Origin of the sequence: Pseudoalteromonas sp. GABNS16E, from assembly GCF_028598715.1 — a bacterium.
GTDB classification, from domain to species: domain Bacteria; phylum Pseudomonadota; class Gammaproteobacteria; order Enterobacterales; family Alteromonadaceae; genus Pseudoalteromonas; species Pseudoalteromonas atlantica.
Genome location: NZ_JAQREZ010000036.1, coordinates 22,892 through 46,148 on the forward strand (window position 1 = coordinate 22,892; position 23,257 = coordinate 46,148).

Genomic DNA, 23,257 nt, shown 5'->3' on the forward strand with positions numbered 1-23,257 from the left:
AAAACCTTGAATAAACTAAAATTAAAAATAAATTTTATCACAGTTTAAACGCCAAGGCGCGCCGCGCCTTAAAAGTGGCAGCCTGGTTAACCAAAGCATGTACAAGCAGGCCTCATAAATAGCCCATAGGCTGTGTACATTGGGTGTTTAAACTGCGGTAAACTGCTCCTAAAACAATCAACTCGTCTTAAGTATTTACTCTAAACAGGTGTTTATATTAGTTTAATTTTTCAGCTTAAATATTGAACAAATTACTGTATTAGTTTAATGTGAAGCTTTTATTAAACGAGAAATAATATGGATTTAACTAAGGAAGAGTTAAGTTTTATTTCGTCTGTTGTAGGCAGTAACAAGGACAATACAAACGATAACTCGCAGCTTAGCTTAAAAACGGCTTTGCCAGATACACTAAAAGGTTTGTTGTCTCACGCTAAATTAACCATGTTAGCTGAGGTGGGCCATTATCAGTTGTGGTTTCCGCTTGAGTTTAAGCTCAACGATGACGGCTACTTAAACCCCGTACTGAGTGCGCCTGAGGTAATTGATACCGAAGGTGTAGACAGAAGCTGGCGTTATTCAGACCTGCATTTACAAAGCGAGCGCTTTTATGTGCTTTCGCTCTCAAGCAGTGGCGTGCTATTAAAGCCGCGCGATCATCGCTATAGCCTTACCCACGCGCAACATATTACGTTTAAACTACCCAATAAGAAAAAAGTCACTCTGCTTATAGATTTAGTCCGTAAAACTAATTTAGGCTATGCCGCAAAAATTGTCAGTATCAAAAGTGGTAAAGAGGCATTACGTGAGTATTTATTTGAAAAACATAAACGCGAAAACGCCACCTTGTACGAAAACACGGCTGGTGTAACTGAGCATTTCTAGTTGCAGGCTGTTAATTGCAGCGATAAGCTAACGCCTTTATAAAGCGACAAGTTAAAGGCACACAATGAGCGACACTTTATACCCAATTGGTACCCCTAATAAACCATGGAACGACAGTGACAAAGCAGCATGGTTACAACTTCAACAAAAAAAGCGCGATTATAACCAGCTCGTAGTCAGTAAAATTACCCAGCCTAATGAGTTTTTAGATGTAGAGCAGTACGGCGAGCTAAATTATTCGCCACTTAGCTTTGCACTTTATTTATTTAAAAGTAAAAATTGGCAAAGTGATCGCCCTACCGTGTTAATTACTGGGGGTGTGCACGGCTACGAAACAAGTGGCGTTATGGGTGCGCTGGCATTTGCTCAAACCGCTGTTGCACCTTATACAACGCGTTTTAACTTTATTATTGCGCCTTGTATTAGCCCGTGGGGTTTTGAAACCATAAACCGCTGGAACCCAGAAGCTATTGATCCAAATCGCTCTTTTTACGATAACAGCCCTGCCCAAGAATCTGCAGCTATTATGAAATATGTAGCCTCGCTTAACACTGAGTTAGTTGCGCATATTGATCTGCACGAAACCACAGACACAGACAACAGTGAATTTAGACCCGCTTTGGCGGCGCGCGATGGTAAAATTAACACCAACTGGAACATACCAGATGGTTTTTATTTAGTGGCTGATAGCAAAAAACCAGCACCTGATTTTCAAAAAGCCATTTTAAATAGTGTTGAAAAGGTAACGCACATAGCCCCCAGTGACGAAAACAATCAATTAATTGGTGTACCGCAGGAGCAATTTGGCGTTATAAATTACGCCGCTCGCGAATTGGGCTTATGCATGGGCTTTACTAATGCCCCTTATGTAACGACAACCGAAGTATACCCAGATAGCCCAAGTGCCTCAGATGAGCAGTGTACTCAAGCGCAAGTTGCTGTTATTACCGGCGCGTTAGATTATTTAAAGTCACTTTAGTGGCTTTTAATACCCATGTGCGATAATACTTAATCATTTTGCGGGGTTGAACGTGTCGCTACCTTCGTTACAAAATGCTCATTTACGACTGCATGGATGCAGAAGGTAGAGCAATGCAGGAGCAATTACCTAGAACAACTAAATAGCGAATTTTTTGCCAAGCTATCAACATGTTTTCTAGCCTCAAGAAAGCTAACTTAATTAAGCAAATTGGTATAAGTTATAAACTAATTTAAATTAGGAACCTACGATGAAGTATAAAAATAAGCATGCCGAGGTAACTTTATCCGTTGAGGGCAATATAATTATTGCCCAATTTAGCGGAAATTTAGACCTAGAGCTATTGGCCAACTTTAAAACCGCCCTTTTTGATAAAGTGGCTGAATTTGAAGGTAAGCAATGGGGTTACATAAGCGACTCATCGTGTGTACTTGCAGCTACGCCCGATGCAGAGCAAGAAATGGTCGCCATAAGCACACATATGCAGCACACTAACTGCTTGATAAGTGCATTTGTCCTCACCTCCCCTATTGCTATAAGCCAAATGCAGCGAATAATGCAAAACGCTAAACGCGATGTAGATTTTAACCAATGTTTATTTGATAACCTAGATGCTGCAAAACGTTTTATTTCATCGCAATTAAATAATGGCGTGAGCTAATTTTAGCCCAAGCCATTGCTAGTTTTTATAAAACTGGCTTGTTTTAGTAATCGCTATATCAGGGTTTTCTACAGCGGTAATAACAAAGCTAACTGGGGTCACTTTTGTTGCTATGTCGTAGCCATCGGCGGTGACTGTAACCGGAATTTTTTTCATCACTCCTGGCAATACCAAAATAGAGCTTGGCGCACTAAGTGTGGCCACAGGTAGGCCTTCAATGGCTACGCCGTAGTGCAATGGCTGCTGGGTTTTATTGATAATAGTGAGTGTGTATGGGTTTTCTACCAAGCCTTCATAATTTACACGGTATAATGCGTTTCTGTCGCGCAGTACCGATGCCTCTATTGGCGTACGTTGCAATACCCACGCAATCATAGAAATAAGTAATACCCCTGTTAATACACCATACCCCACTAATTTAAGCCTAAATGGATTGGTTTTTTTACCTTCTAGCTGTTTTTCGCTGGCGTATTTAATTAACCCTTTTTGATAGCCAAATTTATCCATAGTGTCGTCACAGGCATCAATACATAAGCCACAATTTATACACTCGTATTGCAAGCCGTTACGAATATCTATGCCCGCGGGGCATACCTCTACACATAAATTACAATCAACGCAGTCGCCTAAATTAAGGGCTTTAGGATCAGCTTTACGTTTACGAGGGCCTCGGTTTTCGCCGCGCTTTGCATCGTAGCTCACTACCAATGTATCTTTATCAAACATCACCGATTGAAAGCGAGAATACGGACACGCCACGTTACACATTTTTTCGCGTAAAAAGCCGGCATTTCCATAAGTACAAAATGCAAATAAAAACACCCAAAAGCTGGTAATGCCCGACCACTGTAAGGTAAACATTTCAAGGTATAAACTTTTAGCGGGTATAAAATACGCCATAAACGACGTTGCAGTAAGCAGCGATATAACAAGCCACGCAGCATGTTTTGTTATTTTTTTACGCCACTTTAATGCACTCCATGGCGATTTATCTAACTTTATACGCTGATTACGAGTACCTTCTATACGTTGCTCAACCCAACTAAACATTAACATCCAGATTGTTTGGGGGCAGGTATAACCACACCACACGCGGCCAAGCCAATTCGTGACAAAAAACAAAGCAAACGCGCCTACCATAAATAGCAGCGCTAAAATCATAAAGTCTTGCGGCAGTAAGGTTAAACCAAAAATAGTAAACTTTTGCGTGGCTACATCAAGTAGCACGGCTTGCTCACCTTTGTATTGAATCCAAGGAATGGCAATAAACATAAGCATAAGTAACCAACCAAGATTACGGCGTATTTGTTGGTAAAAGCCTTTTTGCTCACGAATATAAATAGGCCCTGGTGTGTTATAGGGCTTGATTATCATATCTTCTTCTTTAATATCAAACTTCATAGTAGCTACTTAATAGTGACGGTATTAATGCTACTTTTGCAACTTTCAGACCAAGCTGAAACCTCACTTAAATAATTGATATTAAATACATTTATAAATTATCAATAAAATTTATTCGCGATATTTAACGAATAACGCGATATATCACGTTTTTTTGCTTATTCCTAGTTTACGCATTTTTGAGCGCAAAGTGCTCTCGGGCAAGCCTAATTTGCAAGCAGCGCCTTTATCGCCAGATATTTGCCACTGTGATAATTCAAGCACCGCAATAATGTGCTGTTTTTGCGCCTCTGCAAGCGTAAGTGATGTATTTACAGCTGTGCTTGCATCGCCATGCAATGGCTGACTCAGTTTAAGGACAGTATGTTTAGTTAAAATAGCTTCGCGCTCTAGTACGTTTTGTAACTCGCGAATATTACCAGGCCAATCATAAGCTTGTAGTTGGCTAATTGCTTTTTTACTCACCCCTTTTATTTGCTTTGCTAAGCGTTTATTTAGTTGAGTAATTAAATTGGTGCATAAATAAGGAATGTCTTCTTTGCGCTCTTTAAGCGCTGGCACTTTAATAGGAAACACATTAAGGCGGTAATATAAATCGATTCGAAAGGTGCCCTTTTGCACCATTTGCCATAAGTCGCGATTGGTTGCCGCCAATACTCTAATATTTACCTTAAGCGTTGTGCTGCCGCCAACCCGTTCAAACTCTTGCTCTTGTAATACCCGTAGCAATTTACTTTGCGCTTCTAATGGCAGCTCAGCAACTTCGTCTAAAAACAGCGTACCTTTGTCGGCCAGCTCAAAGCGACCTTTACGTCGCTCGTTTGCACCGGTAAACGCACCGCGCTCGTGGCCAAATAATTCAGACTCCAACAAGCTTGGCGTAAACGCTGCGCAGTTCACTTTTATAAAAGCTTGATTACTGCGTTTACTTAACCGGTGTAAGTTACGCGCCACCAGCTCTTTGCCCGTTCCATTTTCACCTAAAATTAATACTGTGCTGTCGGTTTCGCTAACGAGTTTAATTTGCGCCAACATAGCTTGAAAAACATGGCTTTGGCCAACTAAACCTGAGTCTTGCCAGTCTTCGTTAAGCTCTGCAATTAGGTAGTTATTTTCATCTTGCAGCTGCTCACTCAAATGCTTAACTTGCTCAAGCGCTTGCTTAAGCTCGTTTTGGGTTTGCTGCTGCGCCGATATATCGCGAAATACCGCGACCGCACCAATTAACTCACCCTGCCTGTAAACGGGGGTTGATGTGTATTCTACTGCAAACGAGGTGCCGTCTTTACGCCAGAATACTTCGTTTTTAACCTCGCGGCGTTTGCCATCAAACATGGTGCAATATATTTGGCATTCATCGGCTGGATAAGGAGAGCCGTCGGCGTGGCTGTGATGATGATACTGGTGTATTTTTTTGCCCAACAATTCTTTGGCTTTCCAGCCAGTCATACGTTCAGCGGCTGGGTTAACAAACACCGCATTGCCCGATAAATCAAAGCCGTAAATGCCCTCTCCTACCGCATTAAGTAAAAGTTTGGGGTCATTTAAAAATTGTTTTATCATTGCATCATCCTCGCGAAATATCACGATTATTATGCCATAAAGTGACGCGCTAAACAGTTAAATAAAGTGGCCTTTAATATAAGGCTTAAATAAAGCGTTAATATCTATTTTTGCATTTAACTTTGCCGCAATTAAATAAAGCCCAGCTAGCTTACGATGAATAAACAACGCATCAACGGGCGGTGTATGCCATTGCTGCGACTGTGCGCTGAGCTCTAGCCCTGCATTTTTAATATTCGTTGCTAAGGGACTGTTTTTAAAATCAAACTCGCCAGTGGTTCTTAGCGGCTCACACGCCATTAAAAACAAATCAATAACATGGCTTTTGTAAGAATCTAGTAGGGTATCTTTAAAATAACCTATTTCTAGTGCTGCGCTTAACACGCCCGCCCTATTGTTTTCAGTGCCTGCAATAAATAGTGACAGGTAAGCCTTGCTCAACTTATTCGAGATCTCTCGGGTTGCCCCAAAGTCAAATAACACAATTTGCTTACTCTGGGTCTGATAATGAAAATTAGCAAAGTTAGGATCGGTTCGAATTAGCTTAAACTCAAACATTTCTTTAAAAAATAAATCTATGAGCCTAGCTGCAATGTTATTTTGCTCACCTTGAGGTAAATTACTAAGCGCTTCTATAGGCGTTGCTTGCACATACTCCATTGCCAAAATGCGTTTAGTGTTGTGAACACCATATACTTTAGGCACTTTAAAATTAACGTGCTGGCTTAGCAACTCACCGTATCTTTTAAGGTAGTGTGCCTCGCGTTCATAATCAGCCTCGGCAAGTAGCTGCGCTTTAGCCTCATTTATTAGTGGCTGTATATCAAGCTCTTTAGGGATTAACCGCGCAATGTTTAATAGTGCAATAACATTGTCTACATCGCTATGTACACTTTGCGCTATACCTGGGTATTGAATTTTTACCGCCAGCTTTTCACCATTTTCTTGATAAGCTAAGTGCACTTGGCCAATAGACGCCGCTGCAAATGGCCTAAGTTCAATATGCGAAAAACGATTAAGCCAGTTTTCACCCCATTCACTTTTAAGTACCTTAACTAATTGATTGTGCGGCATTGGGTTTGCATCAGCGCGAAGCAATGCGAGTAATTGAGTAAGTTCAGGACTTAATAGCTCGCCAGCATCCATAGACAGTAATTGCCCTAGTTTCATGGCAGCACCACGAAGGTGTGCTAGCTGAACAGCTAGTTTTTCTATGTTTTTAGGTTGTAAGAGTAAAGCTTTATTATTCCAACCATTACCCGAAAGCGCACTTTTAGTGCCATCTATAAGCATGTTGGTTGCAACACCACCGGCTAAGGAGCCAAGCTTTGCAAATCGAGAGAGTCTTGAGGTAGGTATGCTGCGCGAAGCTGCCATTATAAAAACCTAATTAGCCTGAGAAACAGGCTAATTAATACGTATATTTTACTGGGCTCGATCTAATTAACCAAACGTTTGGGTAAAAAAACTATCGCAAGCAGTGTGCTGTATATTAAAGGCGCGGTACTAATTTAATTGCCCCTTCAACCACTTTCATATCAAGGGGTAATTTGCTTAGCAGCATCATTTTAGGGTCGTCCATATTTAACGTATAAACAGGGTTGAGAGCTAAAAAAGCATTAATTACTTCCATCGCTTCATTATCAAGCGCCGCTAAATTACCTTTAAAGCCACCAGCATCCACACTCGAATCTAGTAGTTTAACATTGCGTAAAAACACGGCTTTTTTTTCACTGTCGTAAAATGGGCTGCCTTCAATTTGTAGCTTTAAGCGTACTGGGTATTTTAGTGCAAATGCATTTATTTCTGCACTGGAGTCTGCACCAAGTACTACTACATCACGGTTATCTGGACCAATATTTACACTTAAATCGTTTACATCAAACTGCACTGGCAGCCCCATTAAGCTCACCTTTTCGCTTAACTTAGGCAACTGTTTACCTAGCACACTTTCTACTTCTGAGCTGGTAAATGAGTAAACAGACACGCCTTGTGTAGAATTACATGCGCTTAAAAATAGTGTGGTTAAAAACAGTAATAAAATTCTCATGCTAACCTTTATCCTCGTTGTAATTATAAAAAAGCCGCTTAAACAGCGGCTTTTATTATGCAATACCTGTATTTAATACAAGCTAATTACATATTATGCTGTAAAAATGGTTTTAATTTTAGCTAGTGTGTCAGGCTCAACTGAACCCTTACTGAGCGCTAATAGCTGCTTTAAATAATAGTTTAAATCAGCATGCTCACCACGGTGTTTATCATCAAGCATGGCGACTTGCTCTGCCATTCTAAGCGCTGCATTTTGCGAGCTTACATTGGCAAGAATTTCCATTCTTGTAATAAGTTGTTCACTACTAAGCGACGTCGCTAACGGAGCTTGAAATTGGCTTGGCACTACATCGTTGTTTTCAAGTGCAGTGATCAGCGCTTCAAATTGCGCATGCTGCGCTTGGCTTGTAAGTAAAGTTAGCTTTTCGTCAATAGCACTTAATAATGCTGCCACTTTTGACGCAAGCGATTTATATTGTGCGTAGCCTTTTACTTTGGTTTCTAGGTCATGCAATTGGGCTTTTTGATTTACTTGCTCAAGGGCACTTTCTAGCTCAGCCAGTTCTATTGCAGCTTGTTTATCTGTTTCGTTTTGAGCCTGCTTTTGCTGCTCAAACTCACTGCTACGTTTGCTAAAGGTTTCATCGTTATACTGGCGAAACTTTTGCCACAGCGCATTTTCGGCTTTTAAACCTGCAAAACCTATACTTTGCCATTGCTGTTGTAATTGCTTTAACTCTTGGCATGCTGCAGCTAAATCTTCACTTTGCGAAAGCGCTGAGGCGCGCTCCACTAAGGCATTTTTTTGTGCTGCGTTACCTTTATGGTATGCATTTAATATAGCAAGTACGCTCTGCTGCTGTGTTTTAAAGCTTTCGTTTAATACGCGGTATGTTTTAGGGTCAACTTTACCCACGCTACGCCACGCTTTATTTAAACGGTTGTATTGGCTTTCAAACTGCTTCCAATCAAAGCTTTCAATAGCGGTGTCTTGCTCGCTTAGTGCTTGCATATCGTTTATCAGTACTTCACGCTGGGCTTTTGCAGCTTCGCGCGCCACTTCTTGCTCGGCAAAGTAACTACGACACGGTGCAAACAACAGCTCTATGTTGCTATCAAACTGCTCACCTTGTTGCTTTTCTTGCTCTGTATCTAAACGGCCAAGCTCGTTCCAACGCTTACGAAAGGCTTTAACTTGCTCTGCACGCTGTTGTGGGTCGTCACACTGTTGGTCGACTAACCCTGCCACTTCTTCAAGTAAGGCTTCGCGTTTTGGCGCGGCTGCGTATTTTTGCCAATCTTTTGCTTCTGCAAGTTGTGCTTCTAAATCGGCTTTTAAGTTTATTAGTGGCTGCTGAAATTGCGGTGTTAACTTATCAAACAACTCTTCAAAGCCTTTAAATACACCAAAAGCAACATTAAAGCGGCCTTGCTCAATAAGGCGTTTTACATCGCGTGCTTTACGTTTGGCTGTGCTTTGGTTTTTTTCAAGCGGTTTTGTCAGCTCACTCATTTGCGCTAAAAACTGCTTTTTATGCGTATTTAATTGCGATTTAAAGTTTTGCTGCAATGCCCCATCAACCACATTTAAATGGCTACGAGTTTGTTTAAATGCGTTATTAAAACGAGTTAAAACATCATCGTAATCAGCTAACTGCTGCGCAGGCTCAATTTCTTTAAGCTGTTCAAAAGCAATTTTATACTGTGCAATTGCGCTACTAAGCTCTGGTAGTTTAGCCACCTGATTGAATAGTTTTTCAAGCTTTGTAATAACTTGCTTAGTTTGTGCGTTATCGCCGTGTTGGGCATCGGTTAACGTTTGCTTAGCTTGCGCTACTTTAGCCTCTAACCAATCTTGCTGAATTTGCTCTGGGGTTTCTATGCCTAATTGCAACGCGTTTTCTATTTCTTCGCTCAATGCCTCAAGTGTTGCCAGGGCTAATAATTGGCGTTGTTGCTCGGCTAAACGCTGCTGTTGTTGCTCGTGCTGAGCTTTTAACGTAGCAATATGCGCATCGAGTTTATCAGTAATGCTGATGTATTTTTTATCTAGCTCTTTAACGTGCTCTTCGCTTAACCATTTAAGTTCAAGTGCTTGCCACTGCGCCATTAATTCGCCGGCTTGTGGGTTTACTATGGCGTAATCGTTTTTATCTCGCAGGGCATTTAGCTTTGCTAAAATAACGCGTGTTGCGCTCTCTACCTGAGCGGGCATTTCAATCGCTAAGCGTTCGTTTTCAATGTGTTGCTCAAGCTGCTGCTTAGCATCGCCTTTAGCGTGCTTTACTAATGGCTTAATAAGTTGATGCGTTATAACGAGCTCTACAAGTTGGCTTTGAAGCTCTTCGCTGCCCTCTTTAAACGCTTTTTCAATTAATTTAGGATTAGCTAAGCGCTTTAAAAGTTTAACGCGTACTTGCAGTTCTTTCTCTGCAAAGGCGAGCTTTTCTAGTGTTTTAACCGGTGCAAAACGGTCTATATACTCACTTTTAATTTGCGTGCTCAGTGCGCTTTCGTTGTTTAACACTGCGTTTGAAATTTGTATTTCGGCTACATCTTTTAGCGCGTGATCTTGTTTATAGGCTTTCCACCACAGTGGTAAGTTATTTACTTTTTGTAATGCTTTGCGGCGTATTTCGGCTGAGTTATCTTCCAGCGCTAATGTGCTTAAAATTGATGCGTCGCGCTCTACATCAAGTTTTTCAATTGCGTCTAGACGAACTTGCTGCTTTGGGTGTTTCCACTTAGGTGTAAAAAGGTGTTTAAAGATCATGTTCACTAAACCTAGCTATTTCGTTTTCTGATTTAAATTCTTTTTGTAGTTGTGCTTTTGTCTTTTGGATCATTTCGCCATTAGCGCCAATGGTAAATTGCTCGTTTGATTGCGCTATTTTAGCTTGGTAAAGCATAACAAGTTGCACCGTTTGTTGCTTTTGCTCATCAGAGAGCGGCGTGCCATCGGGCCATTTGCCGGTTGAAGCACCGTACTGTAAACGCTCAAATAATTCTGGGGTTATATTTTGTACAAGGTTGTCAATATTCATGTCATCTTTTCTTTTTTAGAGTCACTAAAATAACGCGGTTTACTAAGTACCAAATACAGCCAACACCAATCGCTACTGTATACGCGTACCATTGCAGGGTTTCTTTTGCGGGTTGTAAAAAGTATAAGCAAAAAAAGCCACCTAAAAATAGTATGAGCGCCAAGAAAGAATGGTTCATAAACATTTGCTGTTTTTTAATTCGCTGTTCGCGCTGAAGCTGTTGTACCTGCTCAGAGTTAAGCGCGCCAATGTTACTATTGCAATGCGGACACTGCTGATGTTTATCTGAAATTGATTTTGCACATTTGGGGCAATGAATAATCGCCATACTACTCTCCATACTACGCATAAAAAAAGCGCCTTGCGGCGCCTTTTATTGTACTTGTTTTATTGCTCGTTGTCTTTTTTGAATTTAACCCAGTAGTCATCTACGGATTGTTTCATTTCTTTGCGCAATAACATAATGCCAAATAAGTTAGGCAAGGTCATAACGACAATTGCAACGGCTGCTAATTTCCATACTAAAGTGGTATCGGCAAACGAAGCCCAAAAGAACGCGGCAACATAAAATACGCGATACGGCATAACTGAGCGATTACCAAGTAAGTAAATCATGGCACGGTCACCGTAGTACGACCACGCAATGGCAGTAGAAAACGCGAATAACAATAAGCCTATCGATACTATGTATTGGCCGCTATCGCCAAAAAAGCCTCGGGTAAACGCTTTGGTTGTCAGCTCTGCTGAGTGCACTAACGATTTACCAATTAAACTAATGCTGTCGTCGGTTGGCATGCCGTTTTTAACTTCAACAATACCTGTGTACTTATGTTTGTCGGTAATACCAAAACGTATGTCTTCACCAATTGAGCGTGAATGTAATACGGTAAAGCCATTACTTGTTGGCTCGCCATTAACTACATCAATGTTGCCGTTGAATAGCTCTACCTTGCTATCGTTACCGTTTAGGTAATTGTATAGCTCTTGGCGCTGCGCTTCGTTGGTTTCTGAGTAGTCACCTTTAATAATGCTCATTGACGATCGTTCAAAATGTGTTTCGAATTTTTCATTCCACACACCCGACGATAAAATAACTAAGCCTGTTAATGTACAAATAATAATGGTATCGATAAACGGCTCTAAAATTGACACCATGCCTTCAGACACAGGTTCATCCGCTTTTGCCGATGCGTGGGCAATGGGTGCAGAACCTTGACCGGCCTCATTTGAGAACAAGCCACGGTTTACACCTCTGTTAAATGCATACGCAAAAGAGGCACCTAAAAAGCCACCGGCTGCAGCAGAGCCTGTAAATGCATCAACAAATATTGACGCAAACGAAGGGCCGATGTTTTCAATGTTATAAAAAATAACACCTAACGCACCTATGATATAAATCACGGCCATAATGGGCACAACACGTGATGTAATAGCAGCAATACGACGAATACCACCTAAAATAACCAACGCAAGTAAAATAGATAACACAGCACCGGTTGCCATAGGTGCAAAACCAAATGTGGCTTCCATACCCTGCGCTATGTTGTTAATTTGTGGCAAACTGCCCGTACCAAAAGAGCTAATTACAGTGGCAACGGCAAATAAAATAGCAAGCCACTTCATGTTTAGGCGTTTATCCATGTAATACATAGGGCCACCCGCCATGGTGCCATCTTGGGTTTTTTCGCGGTATTTATGTGAAAGCGTAACTTCTACAAATTTGGTGGTCATACCAAAAAATGCCGTCATCCACATCCAAAATAATGCCGCGGGGCCACCAATAGAAATAGCCAAGGCTACCCCACCAATGTTACCTGTACCTACCGTACCAGAGAGCGCAGTAGCCAGTGCCTGAAAATGAGTTGTGTCACCCTCGGTGCCTTTTTTATCAAATTTGCCTGTAACTACTTTACACGCATGTTTGAAATAACGAATTTGTGGGAACTTTAAATAAATAGTAAAAAATAGACCGACTCCTAGCAGCACATAGGGAAACCAAACTGCGCCCCCTAACATGCCATCTAGGCTATCTAAAAGTTGTCCGAATGCATCCACGCTAAATACCTCTTATTATTTTATTTGAGACTGTTGATTGTTTATTACTTACTCAGAGCTAGGTAATACGATAACTAAGCTATTGCGCACTTTTATTATTTGTTAATTTTGTAATAAAAAAGGGCAACATTTTAATGTTGCCCTTACCTTATACTAATTTATCTTAATTTATCAACGACATTTACGATTGCCGCTAAAGTATCTTGACCAAATTGATACGAGCGGCGGTCTGACCAGCCGTAATCTGGGTCTGGTAAGTCGTTATTGTCTTTAAAAGGCATCTCAATTGTGTAAGTAAGTGCTTTAAATTCTTCTGCCGTTGCAGATGAGCCAACTGTTAAATTAGCTTTGCCCGGCTCGTCTTTATCGTAACCGTGCTCATCTTGAAACTCTGGCGTTATAGTAAGTAGCGCTGCTTTAAAGCTATCTTCTAAGTCTTTTAAGCGGTCATCGTAGCTTGGAATACCTTCACTGCCTGCCACAAAGTTATAAGGAATAGCTTCATCACCGTGTATATCTAAATGCATATCGAGGCCAGTTTCGCGCATTTTATTCAGTACTAAATACACTTCTGGGCTATTTTCCATGCTAGGCGTTTGCCATTCACGGTTTAAGTTAACGCCTTTTGCGTTAGTACGAAGGTGACCACGTACGCTGCCATCTGGGTTCATGTTTGGTACTACATAAAATACAGCTTTTGATAAAAGAGCAGCGGCATGCGGGTCTTCATCATCTAGTAGTTTGTGTAATAGCCCTTCTACAAACCATTCTGCCATAGTTTCGCCTGGGTGTTGGCGCGCTGTGATCCAGATTGTTTTTTTATCTTCACTAGGCTGACCAATTTTAAGCACGCTCATATCACGGCCATCAAGTGTTTCACCTAATGTTTGTAATTGGCAAAGCTCTTCGCTTTGCGCCCAGGCTAATAAATCTAAATGACGGTCGTAGCTATATGGCGCAAAGTAAGCAAAATATACACTGGGGCATTCAGGCTCTAGTTCAAATGTAAGCGTGCCATTTTCGTAATTTGAGGGCACACGGAACCATGTTTGACGGTCGTATGAGGCAACAGCTTGGTAGCCTTCCCATCCATCTGGGTAGGCAGAGTTTTCTAAATTATTAATGTTTAACTTATGCAGTTGATAAGGCGTTGTTTCTAGACGAAAGTGAAACCACTGGTAAAATTCAGACTGGTGATCGTTGTTTATCTCTAATTGAATATTTAACGGATCGTTGGCTTCGATAACCTTTATGTTACCACTATCAAAATTGCTGCTGATTTTCATGAAAAAACCTTAAGGTAGAATAAGTTTATCTGCTTTGTTAGGCACGTTGATATTTTGGATTAAATTGACTCTATTTTTGGTTACTAAATTACAAAAAAGAGCGGCCTAAAAGTGCAGAACTGACACTATTTAAAAACCTGTACTGTGGATAATTGAGCTATCTCAGCAGAATGCAGGTTAAATAGTAAAATGCATTATTGAATGAAACCAAATAAGCATTTCAATAATTAAAGCCTACCACACAGGGTACACTTTAAAAATATAACGCGACTAAAAAAGCCAGCAAAAAAGCTGGCTTAGTATAATTGCGTTTAAATTAGCGAGGTAAGCTTGGGAAAGCAACTTCAGCCATATCACGCATACAACGAACTACTTGGCAGCTGTAGCCAAATTCATTGTCGTACCATACGTATAAAACAACGCGGTTACCTTCAACAATTGTTGCTTGCGAGTCTACAACACCTGCGTAGCGGCTACCGACTAAATCGGTAGATACGATTTCGGTTGATGCGGTGTAATCAATTTGGTCACGCAGTTCTGAATGCAGTGCTGTTTCGCGTAAAAACGCATTTAGCTCTTCAACAGAGGTGCTGCTATTAAGGTTTAAGTTTAATATAGCAAGCGATACATTAGGTGTAGGCACACGAATAGCATTACCTGTTAGCTTACCTTCAAGCTCAGGAAGCGCTTTAGATACCGCTTTAGCTGCCCCTGTTTCGGTAATTACCATATTAAGTGCAGCAGCTCGTCCACGACGCTCTGCTTTGTGATAGTTATCAATAAGGTTTTGATCGTTTGTGTAAGAGTGTACTGTTTCTACGTGGCCGTTATTAATACCAAACTTATCGTTTAATGCTTTAAGCGTTGGCGTAATCGCATTGGTGGTACAGCTTGCTGCACACACGATTTTATCTTCAGGCTTAATGTCTTGGTTATTTACACCATAAACAATGTTTTTAATGTTGCCTTTAGCCGGTGCTGTTAATAGTACTTTTGCAGCCCCTTTAGACTCTAAGTGCTGACCAAGGCCTGCTTCGTCTTTCCAAATACCAGTGTTATCAACTACGAGCGCATTTTCGATACCGTAAGCGGTGTAATCAACTTCACTTGGCGAGTTAGCATAAATCACTTGGATGTAGCTGCCATTCGCTTTAATTGCATTACGCTGCGTATCAATTGTGATTGAGCCATTAAATGGACCATGAATTGAATCACGACGCAGTAAGCTTGCACGTTTCTCAAGGTCGCCTTCTTTACCGCCACGTACCACAATTGCGCGTAAACGTAAGTCGGCATAAGGGCCTGATTTTTCGATTAGTAAACGTGCTAACAAACGCCCTATACGACCAAAGCCATACAATACAACATCACGCGGCTCTTTGGCTGGTGAGTCTGCAATTTCGGCTAATTCGTTTTTAACAAATTCATCAACTGTGCGGCCATTAGCAGCATCGCTGTACAAATAGCTATAAGCAAGTTTACCAATATCAATACGTGCTGAGTTTAGCTCCATTTTACTAATGGCTTCTAAAAACGGAAAGCTTTCGCGTAAACGTAATTTAGTGCCTTCAAATTGCGCTACAGTTTTGTGTGATTTGATAATATCGATAGTACTGGCATTAACGAGAGGACGGCCATATACAGCGATTTCTATGCCACGGTTACGATAAAGCTTACCAATGATAGGTTGCATGCTTTCAGCGTAATCTTGGCGTTCTTGCCAACTATTTGTATATTCTAATTCGTGAGATGAGGTCATTTTATTTACCTAATTTAATCATTTTGAACGGATAGCCTTTAAAAATGCATTAGATTTTGAGAGTAATGCACTTCAGGCAGGGCTATTCTAAGTTAATCTAAAGTTATTCTCTACTGTTAGCGCACAAATGATTGCGCTAGAATAGTAATGTATATATTCATTTGAGGTTAAGGGATGGTTTTAAGAGCAAGCGCAATACTAACAATGCTAGCGTTAACAGGATGCGAAGAACCACTGACTCTCGCTCAGGTATGTAAAGAAACACCTGGCTTTTGTAGTGATTTAAATAAAGATAGCCATTGTAAAAATGAGCGCTCAGAGGTTATTTTAAAACGCTATATAGAATATAAAAAACCCACAGATGAAAACAAATACCAATTGCTTAAGGGATTTGAGTCGTATAATCAATGTATTACTTTAGCCGCAAAAATAGAACATATTAAACTAAAGTCTAAAACAACATCGCGTATTGAAGGTCAGCTTACTAGCATTAAAGAGATGACCCGACTTTATCAAGACACAAAAAACACTAACCACCCAGGTTTGCTTTACTATCATTGGTCACGTAACAATGAGCAAAGTGCGCTGACTCGTTTACTTGCAATGGAAAATGATGAAAGCGTAACCGATAGTGCAGAAATGCAGTTTTATCTAGCCTCTTATTACATTAAGTCTGACGATGAAAAAACAATTGATTTGCTATATAAAACCCTTGAGCTAAATAAACAAGGTCAACAGCCAAACCCTGAAGTGTATACCTCGTTAATCAGCTTGTTTTATAAACATGATAAATATAAGCACGCTTACATTTTTTCGAAAGTGGCGCAAAGCGCTGGCATTGAGAATATAGATTTACTACCCATTGAGCACCAACTGATGAGCGATGGTAAAAATTTAGATGCGCTCGATGCCCTTGCTCAACAAACGTATGAACAAATACAAAACGGTGAGTTTGTATCGCCGCGAGAATTTTAGGTAAGCAAAACCCCTGGCATTTAATGTGTTTTAAAACATGATGCCAGATGGTTTTCTTAAATAAAAAAGGCAGCTTACGCTGCCCTTTTTTATTTTGCTTTGCTTGTGCCCACTTCTACACGGGTTTTAAGCTTTTGACCTGGTCTAAAGGTCACCACGCGGCGCGCCGAAATAGGAATGTCTTCTCCTGTTTTCGGGTTACGGCCTGGTCTTTCTTTTTTATCACGAAGATCAAAGTTACCAAATCCAGAGAGCTTAACCTGCTCGCCTTTTTCAAGCGCTGAGCGGATTTCTTCAAAAAACGCTTCAACTAAATCTTTGGCATCTTTTTTATTGATCCCGAGCTTTTCAAATAGGTGTTCAGCTATGTCGGCTTTAGTAAGCGCCATATCTAGTCCCTCAACGATGCATTAAACTTTTCGGCCAATGTGGCCACCACGTTATCAACTACCAGATTGATATCTTTCTCTTCGAGTGTTCTATCAACCGCCTGCAGTGTTAGAGCAATCGCCAAACTCTTATAATTTGGCTCAATACCTTTGCCCTTATACACATCGAATAAGTTTAGGTCAACCAATTGATTTCCGCCAACTTTTTCTATTGTGCTTAAAATATCACCTGAATTAACGCTGTCAGCCACTAAAATCGCGATGTCGCGGCGGTTTGAAGGGAATTTTGAAACCCCTACAGCTTGCGGTAAATTTCTTTTTTCTATTGCAGACATTTCTATTTCAAATACAAAAGTTGCGTTATTGATATCTAACGATTTTTGCACTTGAGGATGAAGAGCACCAAAAAATCCTACCTTTTTACCTTCAACATAAATAACTGCTGATTGGCCTGGGTGTAATCCGTCTGACTGCTCTGCTTTAATTTCAAAAAGGCTTGTATCGTTGGTGATTGCTAATAAGGCTTCAACATCACCTTTTAAGTCGTAAAAATCAACGTTGCGTTTTTGCTCAACCCAATGCTCGCCGTGTGCAAGGCCAGTGATCACACCGCCAATGACAGGGACTTGCTGCAGGCCATTTTCTGCGCTGTCGTCGCTGATAAATTTAAGACCATGCTCAAATAAACGAATACGTGGTTGTTGACGGTTTTGATTATACGCAACCGATGCTAAAAGCCCTGGCATTAAGCTTACACGCATAGCCGACATTTCAATTGAAATTGGGTGCGGCAGTATAAGCGGATTACTTTGTGGGTGTATAATAGCTTGTGCTTTAGGGTCTACAAAGCTGTACGTAATTGCTTCTTGGTAGCCACGTGTCACTAACGTATTGCGAAACTTACTTAGCGCAATTGTTGACTCGTCATGTGTAGTCATTTTTAATTTTGCGGTTGGCGCAACATTTGGAATACTGTTGTAACCATAAACACGAGCAACTTCTTCAATTAAGTCTTCTTCAATACGAATATCAAAGCGGTAGCTTGGAATATCAGCGCTCCAGCTGTCGTTTTCAAACTTAACGTCTAACCCTAAACGAGTCAGAATATCAGTCACTTTCTCATCGTCAATATGATGACCAATTACTCGGTCTAAACGCGCACGACGTAGGCGTACTTCTGTCACCTTTGGCAGTTTATCAGCAGCCACAGCTTCTACAACAGGCCCTGCTTCACCGCCAACAATATCAAGTAATAAAGCAGTTGCGCGTTCCATTGCATCGTGTTGCAGGGTAAAATCTACGCCACGCTCATAGCGGTGTGATGCATCGGTATGTAAGCCGTAACTACGGGCTTGACCTGCAATTGCGACTGGGTTAAAAAACGCGCTTTCTAATAAAATATCAGACGTTTTTTCTGTAACACCTGATTGCTCACCGCCAAAAATACCGGCAATTGCAAGTGCTTTATTATGATCGGCTATCACAAGTGTTGATTCGTTCAGTTTTGCAGTATTGCCATCAAGCAATACTAACTCTTCGCCTGCATTGGCACTGCGAACCTTAATGCCGCCTTCAATTGCATTTAAATCAAATGCATGCATTGGGTGGCCAAGTTCTAGTAATACATAGTTAGTAACATCAACAACAGGGTCGATTGAGCGAATACCACTACGGCGAAGCTTTTCAACCATCCAAAGCGGTGTTTCTGCATCAAGGCTAATGCCTTTGATTACACGCCCTAAGTAACGCGGACACGCATCAGAATTAACAAGTTCAATAGGTACTTCATCGTCAATAGTGCCGCTAACAGCTGGAATTTGTAGCTCGTTTACATCAACGCTGTTTAATACACCTACTTCGCGTGCAAGACCTTTTATACCTAAGCAATCACCACGGTTTGGCGTTAAGTCCACATCAATTATGTTGTCATCAAGGCCTAAGTATTCGCGCAGGTCTGTACCAATTGGCGCATCGCTTGGCAATTCCATGATGCCGTCGCCTTCTTCGCTAATACCTAGCTCAACAAAGGCACACAGCATACCGTGTGATGGCTGACCACGTAATTTGGCTTTTTTAATTTTAAAGTCGCCCGGTAAAACAGCACCCACTGTTGCAACAGCGACTTTAATGCCTTGGCGACAGTTTGGCGCACCACACACAATATCAAGTAGCTCATCGCCACCTACATTGATTTTAGTAACGCGAAGTTTATCTGCATCTGGGTGCTGTGCGCACTCCACAACTTCACCAACCACTACGCCGTTAAAATCCGCTGCCGCGCTCTCAACTGCGTCAACCTCAAGGCCAGCCATAGAAAGCTGTTCCGAAAGAGCTTGCGTATCAATAGCAGGATTTACCCACTCTCTTAACCACTTTTCACTAAATTTCATTTTATATTTTCACTCTTAACGGAACTGGTTTAGGAATTTTAAGTCATTTTCAAAAAATGCACGTAAGTCATTTACGCCATAGCGCAGCATGGTTAAGCGCTCTACGCCCATACCAAAAGCAAAACCGGTGTATTTTTCTGGGTCAATACCTACTGACTTAAGTACGTTAGGGTGAACCATGCCACAACCTAATACTTCAAGCCATTTACCGTCTTTACCCATAACATCTACTTCAGCTGAAGGCTCTGTAAATGGGAAGAATGAAGGACGGAAACGAATTTCCATGTCTTCTTCAAAAAAGTTACGTAAGAAGTCGTGTAAAATACCTTTAAGCTCTGTGAAGCTTACATCAGTATCAACCATTAAACCTTCTACCTGATGAAACATAGGAGTATGCGTTTGGTCGTAGTCGTTACGATATACTCGACCTGGCGAAATAATTCGCAGTGGCGGTTGCTCTGTTTCCATAGTACGAATTTGCACACCACTTGTTTGGGTACGCAGTACTAACTTAGGATTAAAATAAAAGGTATCGTGATCAGCACGCGCTGGGTGATGCTCAGGAATATTTAGCGCATCAAAGTTATGAAAATCATCTTCTACTTCTGGGCCTGATTTAACAGCAAAACCTAGCTCGCCAAAAAAGCTTTCTATACGCTCGATTGTGCGTGTTACCGGATGAAGGCCACCCGTAGGCATTACGCGCCCTGGTAAAGTTACATCAATTGTTTCAGCTGCTAGCTTTTCTTCAAGCGCTTTACTTGCTAATAGCTCACGCTTTTCGTTAATGGCAGCTTGTACATCTTGCTTAGCTTGGTTAATTACTTGGCCTGCTTCTTTACGTTCTTCAGGAGCAATTTTACCCAGTGTTTTAAGTAAGCTTGTGATTTCGCCTTTTTTACCAAGGTAATTAACCCTGATCTCTTCTAGTTGCGCGATTTCACTGGCACTGGCAACTGCCTCAAGTGCTTGCGCTAAAATATTTTCTAAGTTCATTCGATACCTGATCTTTCACAGAAGGTGATTACAATTTTGTTGACTAATGATAACTGAAAGCAGGGCCTAGATTCTAGACCTACTACAGCTTTAACGTTGATTTTATGAAGGGAATTGTTAATTTTCGTTGTGCGGCCATTGATGCATGATCTAATTTGTCTAATACGTCTAATAAAGCACGCATATCACGACTCAAGCGAGTCAATAAAAAGCGCGCGCATTCATCGCTTAGTTCAAGCCCACGCATATGCGCACGCTTAACCAGTGCTTGTGCTTTATCATCATCACTCATTGATCGAATTTGAAAGGTAGTTCCCCACTTTAGCCGAGACTCTAAGTCGGGCAAGCTGATATTAAGCATGTCGGGGAGCAAATCGGCCGTAACCACTAACATTTTTCCGGGCTCGTTAAAGCGATTAAAAAAGTTAAAAAGGGCTTTTTCCCATGCGTCATTGCCAGCGACTAAGTGCACATCATCAATACATAATACATCAAGTGCTTCTAAACCATCTAAAACCATAGGGCCAAAGTCGATAACTTCACGCATAGACAACAGCATGTTTGACAACCCACGCTCTTGGGCTTGTATGCAGGTTGCGTACAATAAATGGGATTTACCAGAATCGCCTAAGCCGCACAAATAAGTGTACTGAAATTTGTTGGCAAGCTTTGAAAAGCTCGCTTTAAGGTGGTTTACCTCTAAAGAGTCTTCCCCACCAAAATAAGAAGCAAATGTTTCATCGTCAGGTAAGGTGACTGGTAGTGCCATTTGCATTGGCTCAGCACTTAGCATTACTGACCGACCCACTGATACTCAAGACTGTTTTTGTCTACAACATGGTAAAATGCGCGAGGGTCAACATAATCTCTAAAGGCACTATCAAGGCCAAGGCCTTTTTTAAGATCGCCCACACTGCCGGTGTGGTTAAGCTTAAACTCAACAAATTCTGGGGTTTTGCGCATTATTGTTGCTTGCGTCACTACACTCAAACTTTGTAGACGACGCTTTGCAAGTTCAATATCGACAAAGCTTTGAGTGCCTTTTAAGGTGAGCGTAGCCGCAGCCTGTTCATAATACGCGTTAGGGTCGATAGCGTATTCATTGGCTAATCCCAACGCTAAGCTGTCTATCATCTGGCCTACTATTTGTTGTTTATCACCTTCAAGGCGGTTTGAATCAAATAAATCGTCATTAGTAAAACGCCAGTCTAAAATCCAGGTTTCACTGTCGGGTTCTTGATACATTCTTGCTGTAATGCTTCGCTCTGCACTATAACGGCGCGACGCCTCTTCAACAGGCTCTGAAAAATTACCCCATACTTCAGGAATGCCAACCAAACGTCTGTCTTGTAAATCTAATAGTGGCACTACAACGGGTAAACCACGTCGACCGGCTTTGTCATATATAAGCTGCTCTAACTGAGGATAGCTTTCTTGTGTAACAAGCTCTCTACGCCAGTTATCTTCAATACCTAACCAAATAGCAACTAATGGGCGCTGGACGCCCCAAAGAGGTAAATTTAATTCTTTAATTAATTCATTTATTTTACGCGCTTCAAATTTAACAACTAGATTAAGCTGTCCATTTGCTTTTTCGTCGTATTCAAACTTGAGCATGTAATCTGAAATGTTTTTGGTGCGTTGTTGAGCAAGCTTATTTTGATCAGCAGTTTCATCCCCGCTTACCTTTACTAAAACATTAAGTAATGCTTTGCGGCTAGCGGCTAAACGCGTGTCTCGACTTTTATCATCGACTTTTAATATATCTTGATACAGATCAGTTACTTCAACTGCCGACACAGAGAAACAAAATATAAATGATATGGCACTAATTAATAATCTATACACTGGCTATTAGTTCTTGGTTTTAAACTATTTTGATCCTAAATCAAAGCCAGTAACAAAGCAAAATTATATTTGTAATCTAGCTATGTTGAATAAATATTGTTTTTCTTAAAGCTTAAAACAGAAACAAACAGCTACTTAGCTATATGTTAAATGGGTTGTAATTGGTAAGGCGAGCCTTATCCGCGGATTTCGTGATACTCAACCCACGCTACGGAGGTGGTGATATTACGTAAAGACATGTATTTCACTTTTCTGCGGACGTAAAAAAGCCCGGCTCTTTCGAATCGGGCTTTCTTGTAATTGGAGCCTGGCAATGTCGTAGTGCCCACAGCGGTAGAGAGTCACATAGCAAATGGGGCATTATCATTGCGTCGGGAGTCGCTACGCTCGCCCGACCTACATCCTAGAAATAAATGAGTGTGCATTAATTGTCCGCATTTTACTTTTCTACGGACGTAAAAAAGCCCGAGTCTTTCGAGTCGGGCTTTCTTGTATTTGAAGCCTGGCGATGTCGTAGTGCCCACAGCGGTAGAGAGTCACATAGCAAATGCTACACTATCGTTGGCCGGGCTCGCCTTCGAGCTGTTTTACTTCTCTGGTGAGTTAGCCATGGGTCTGGCTATTTATTAAATCCCAGACAGCAAAAAACCCGTTACATCGCTGTAACGGGTTTCTCTTATTTGAAGCCTGGCAATGTCCTACTTTCACATAGCAAATGCTACACTATCATCGGCGCTGTTTCGTTTCACTACTGAGTTCGGCATGGGGTCAGGTGGGTCCAAAACGCTATGGTTACCAAGCAAATTAGGGTGTCAGTCCGTTTTCACGTACCAACTAAATTTGGAAAATATCTGATAATATTTTTTAAGTCTAAGTATCTATCTACTTTAGCTATTAACTTCTGTCGCTTGTTTCTGTCACAAAACGCGTTTGGCGTTGTATGGTTAAGCCTCACGGGTAATTAGTACAAGTTAGCT

General features: G+C 41.2%; 19 protein-coding genes and 1 rRNA gene. 4 read left to right on the forward strand and 16 right to left on the reverse strand.

The annotated features are described in order from the left end of the window. The first annotated feature begins 297 nt into the window (after positions 1–297). The 3 genes from PSI06_RS14295 to PSI06_RS14305 all read left to right on the forward strand — a co-directional run bounded on the left by PSI06_RS14295 (position 298) and on the right by PSI06_RS14305 (position 2,522). Positions 298–882, forward strand: coding sequence for a hypothetical protein (locus tag PSI06_RS14295; protein ID WP_024032189.1), 585 nt, complete (start codon positions 298–300; stop codon positions 880–882). A gap of 64 nt (positions 883–946) precedes the next feature. After that, a complete protein-coding gene (locus tag PSI06_RS14300; RefSeq protein WP_138685924.1) occupies positions 947–1,861 on the forward strand; it encodes a M14 family metallopeptidase in 915 nt (304 codons plus the stop codon). A 250-nt stretch (positions 1,862–2,111) separates the two neighbouring features. Further along, positions 2,112–2,522, forward strand: coding sequence for a hypothetical protein (locus PSI06_RS14305; RefSeq protein WP_064386531.1), 411 nt, complete (start codon positions 2,112–2,114; stop codon positions 2,520–2,522). Between the two features lie 18 nt (positions 2,523–2,540). On the opposite strand, the gene ccoG is transcribed toward PSI06_RS14305, so the two are convergent. The 10 genes from ccoG to PSI06_RS14355 form a co-directional block, all read right to left on the reverse strand. Next, positions 2,541–3,923 carry a cytochrome c oxidase accessory protein CcoG gene (ccoG, locus tag PSI06_RS14310; protein WP_121637276.1) on the reverse strand — a complete coding sequence of 461 codons (1,383 nt, stop codon included), beginning with the start codon at positions 3,921–3,923 and terminating at the stop codon, positions 2,541–2,543. A 144-nt stretch (positions 3,924–4,067) separates the two neighbouring features. Next, positions 4,068–5,486 carry a sigma-54 interaction domain-containing protein gene (locus tag PSI06_RS14315; RefSeq protein ID WP_273604074.1) on the reverse strand — a complete coding sequence of 473 codons (1,419 nt, stop codon included), beginning with the start codon at positions 5,484–5,486 and terminating at the stop codon, positions 4,068–4,070. Between the two features lie 57 nt (positions 5,487–5,543). After that, on the reverse strand, positions 5,544–6,863 hold the full coding sequence (locus tag PSI06_RS14320; RefSeq protein WP_273604075.1) for an ABC1 kinase family protein: 1,320 nt from the start codon (positions 6,861–6,863) through the stop codon (positions 5,544–5,546). 115 nt (positions 6,864–6,978) lie between these two features. Further along, the gene (locus tag PSI06_RS14325) at positions 6,979–7,536 is read right to left on the reverse strand and encodes a DUF1439 domain-containing protein (RefSeq protein WP_004587241.1); all 558 of its coding nucleotides are present in this window, start codon (positions 7,534–7,536) and stop codon (positions 6,979–6,981) included. Between the two features lie 93 nt (positions 7,537–7,629). Next, the gene (locus tag PSI06_RS14330; protein WP_273604076.1) at positions 7,630–10,311 is read right to left on the reverse strand and encodes a DUF349 domain-containing protein; all 2,682 of its coding nucleotides are present in this window, start codon (positions 10,309–10,311) and stop codon (positions 7,630–7,632) included. Next, positions 10,301–10,582, reverse strand: coding sequence for a YeaC family protein (locus tag PSI06_RS14335; protein WP_004587239.1), 282 nt, complete (start codon positions 10,580–10,582; stop codon positions 10,301–10,303). Before PSI06_RS14335 ends, PSI06_RS14330 begins: the two co-directional genes overlap by 11 nt. 1 nt (position 10,583) lies before the next feature. Next, positions 10,584–10,910: a hypothetical protein gene (locus PSI06_RS14340; RefSeq protein ID WP_004587238.1), complete on the reverse strand. Its 327-nt coding sequence runs from the start codon at positions 10,908–10,910 to the stop codon at positions 10,584–10,586. A gap of 59 nt (positions 10,911–10,969) precedes the next feature. Continuing rightward, the gene (locus PSI06_RS14345; protein WP_004587237.1) at positions 10,970–12,637 is read right to left on the reverse strand and encodes an alanine/glycine:cation symporter family protein; all 1,668 of its coding nucleotides are present in this window, start codon (positions 12,635–12,637) and stop codon (positions 10,970–10,972) included. 158 nt (positions 12,638–12,795) lie between these two features. Continuing rightward, on the reverse strand, positions 12,796–13,923 hold the full coding sequence (locus PSI06_RS14350) for a M14 family metallopeptidase (RefSeq protein WP_004587236.1): 1,128 nt from the start codon (positions 13,921–13,923) through the stop codon (positions 12,796–12,798). Between the two features lie 316 nt (positions 13,924–14,239). Beyond that, positions 14,240–15,682: a glyceraldehyde-3-phosphate dehydrogenase gene (locus tag PSI06_RS14355; protein ID WP_273604077.1), complete on the reverse strand. Its 1,443-nt coding sequence runs from the start codon at positions 15,680–15,682 to the stop codon at positions 14,240–14,242. Between the two features lie 174 nt (positions 15,683–15,856). Here PSI06_RS14355 and PSI06_RS14360 point away from each other — a divergent pair, with 174 nt between their 5' ends. After that, positions 15,857–16,657 carry a DUF2989 domain-containing protein gene (locus PSI06_RS14360; protein WP_273604078.1) on the forward strand — a complete coding sequence of 267 codons (801 nt, stop codon included), beginning with the start codon at positions 15,857–15,859 and terminating at the stop codon, positions 16,655–16,657. A gap of 89 nt (positions 16,658–16,746) precedes the next feature. Here the strand turns inward: PSI06_RS14360 and ihfA are convergent, their stop codons facing one another. The 6 genes from ihfA to rrf form a co-directional block, all read right to left on the reverse strand. Then, positions 16,747–17,046: an integration host factor subunit alpha gene (ihfA, locus tag PSI06_RS14365; RefSeq protein WP_002960690.1), complete on the reverse strand. Its 300-nt coding sequence runs from the start codon at positions 17,044–17,046 to the stop codon at positions 16,747–16,749. Positions 17,047–17,048: 2 nt separating this feature from the next. Next, positions 17,049–19,436 (reverse strand): phenylalanine--tRNA ligase subunit beta, encoded by a 2,388-nt coding sequence (pheT, locus tag PSI06_RS14370; RefSeq protein WP_273604079.1) that lies wholly within the window; start codon positions 19,434–19,436, stop codon positions 17,049–17,051. Between the two features lie 15 nt (positions 19,437–19,451). Continuing rightward, entirely contained in the window at positions 19,452–20,432 is a 981-nt protein-coding gene (gene pheS, locus PSI06_RS14375; protein WP_054983635.1) for a phenylalanine--tRNA ligase subunit alpha, read from the reverse strand. A gap of 82 nt (positions 20,433–20,514) precedes the next feature. Further along, positions 20,515–21,225: a DnaA regulatory inactivator Hda gene (gene hda / locus PSI06_RS14380; RefSeq protein ID WP_198401346.1), complete on the reverse strand. Its 711-nt coding sequence runs from the start codon at positions 21,223–21,225 to the stop codon at positions 20,515–20,517. Continuing rightward, positions 21,225–22,280, reverse strand: coding sequence for a DUF2066 domain-containing protein (locus PSI06_RS14385; protein ID WP_273604080.1), 1,056 nt, complete (start codon positions 22,278–22,280; stop codon positions 21,225–21,227). Before PSI06_RS14385 ends, hda begins: the two co-directional genes overlap by 1 nt. Positions 22,281–22,965: 685 nt before the next feature. Beyond that, a 5S ribosomal RNA gene (gene rrf / locus PSI06_RS14390) occupies positions 22,966–23,080 on the reverse strand. Positions 23,081–23,257 lie beyond the last annotated feature (177 nt).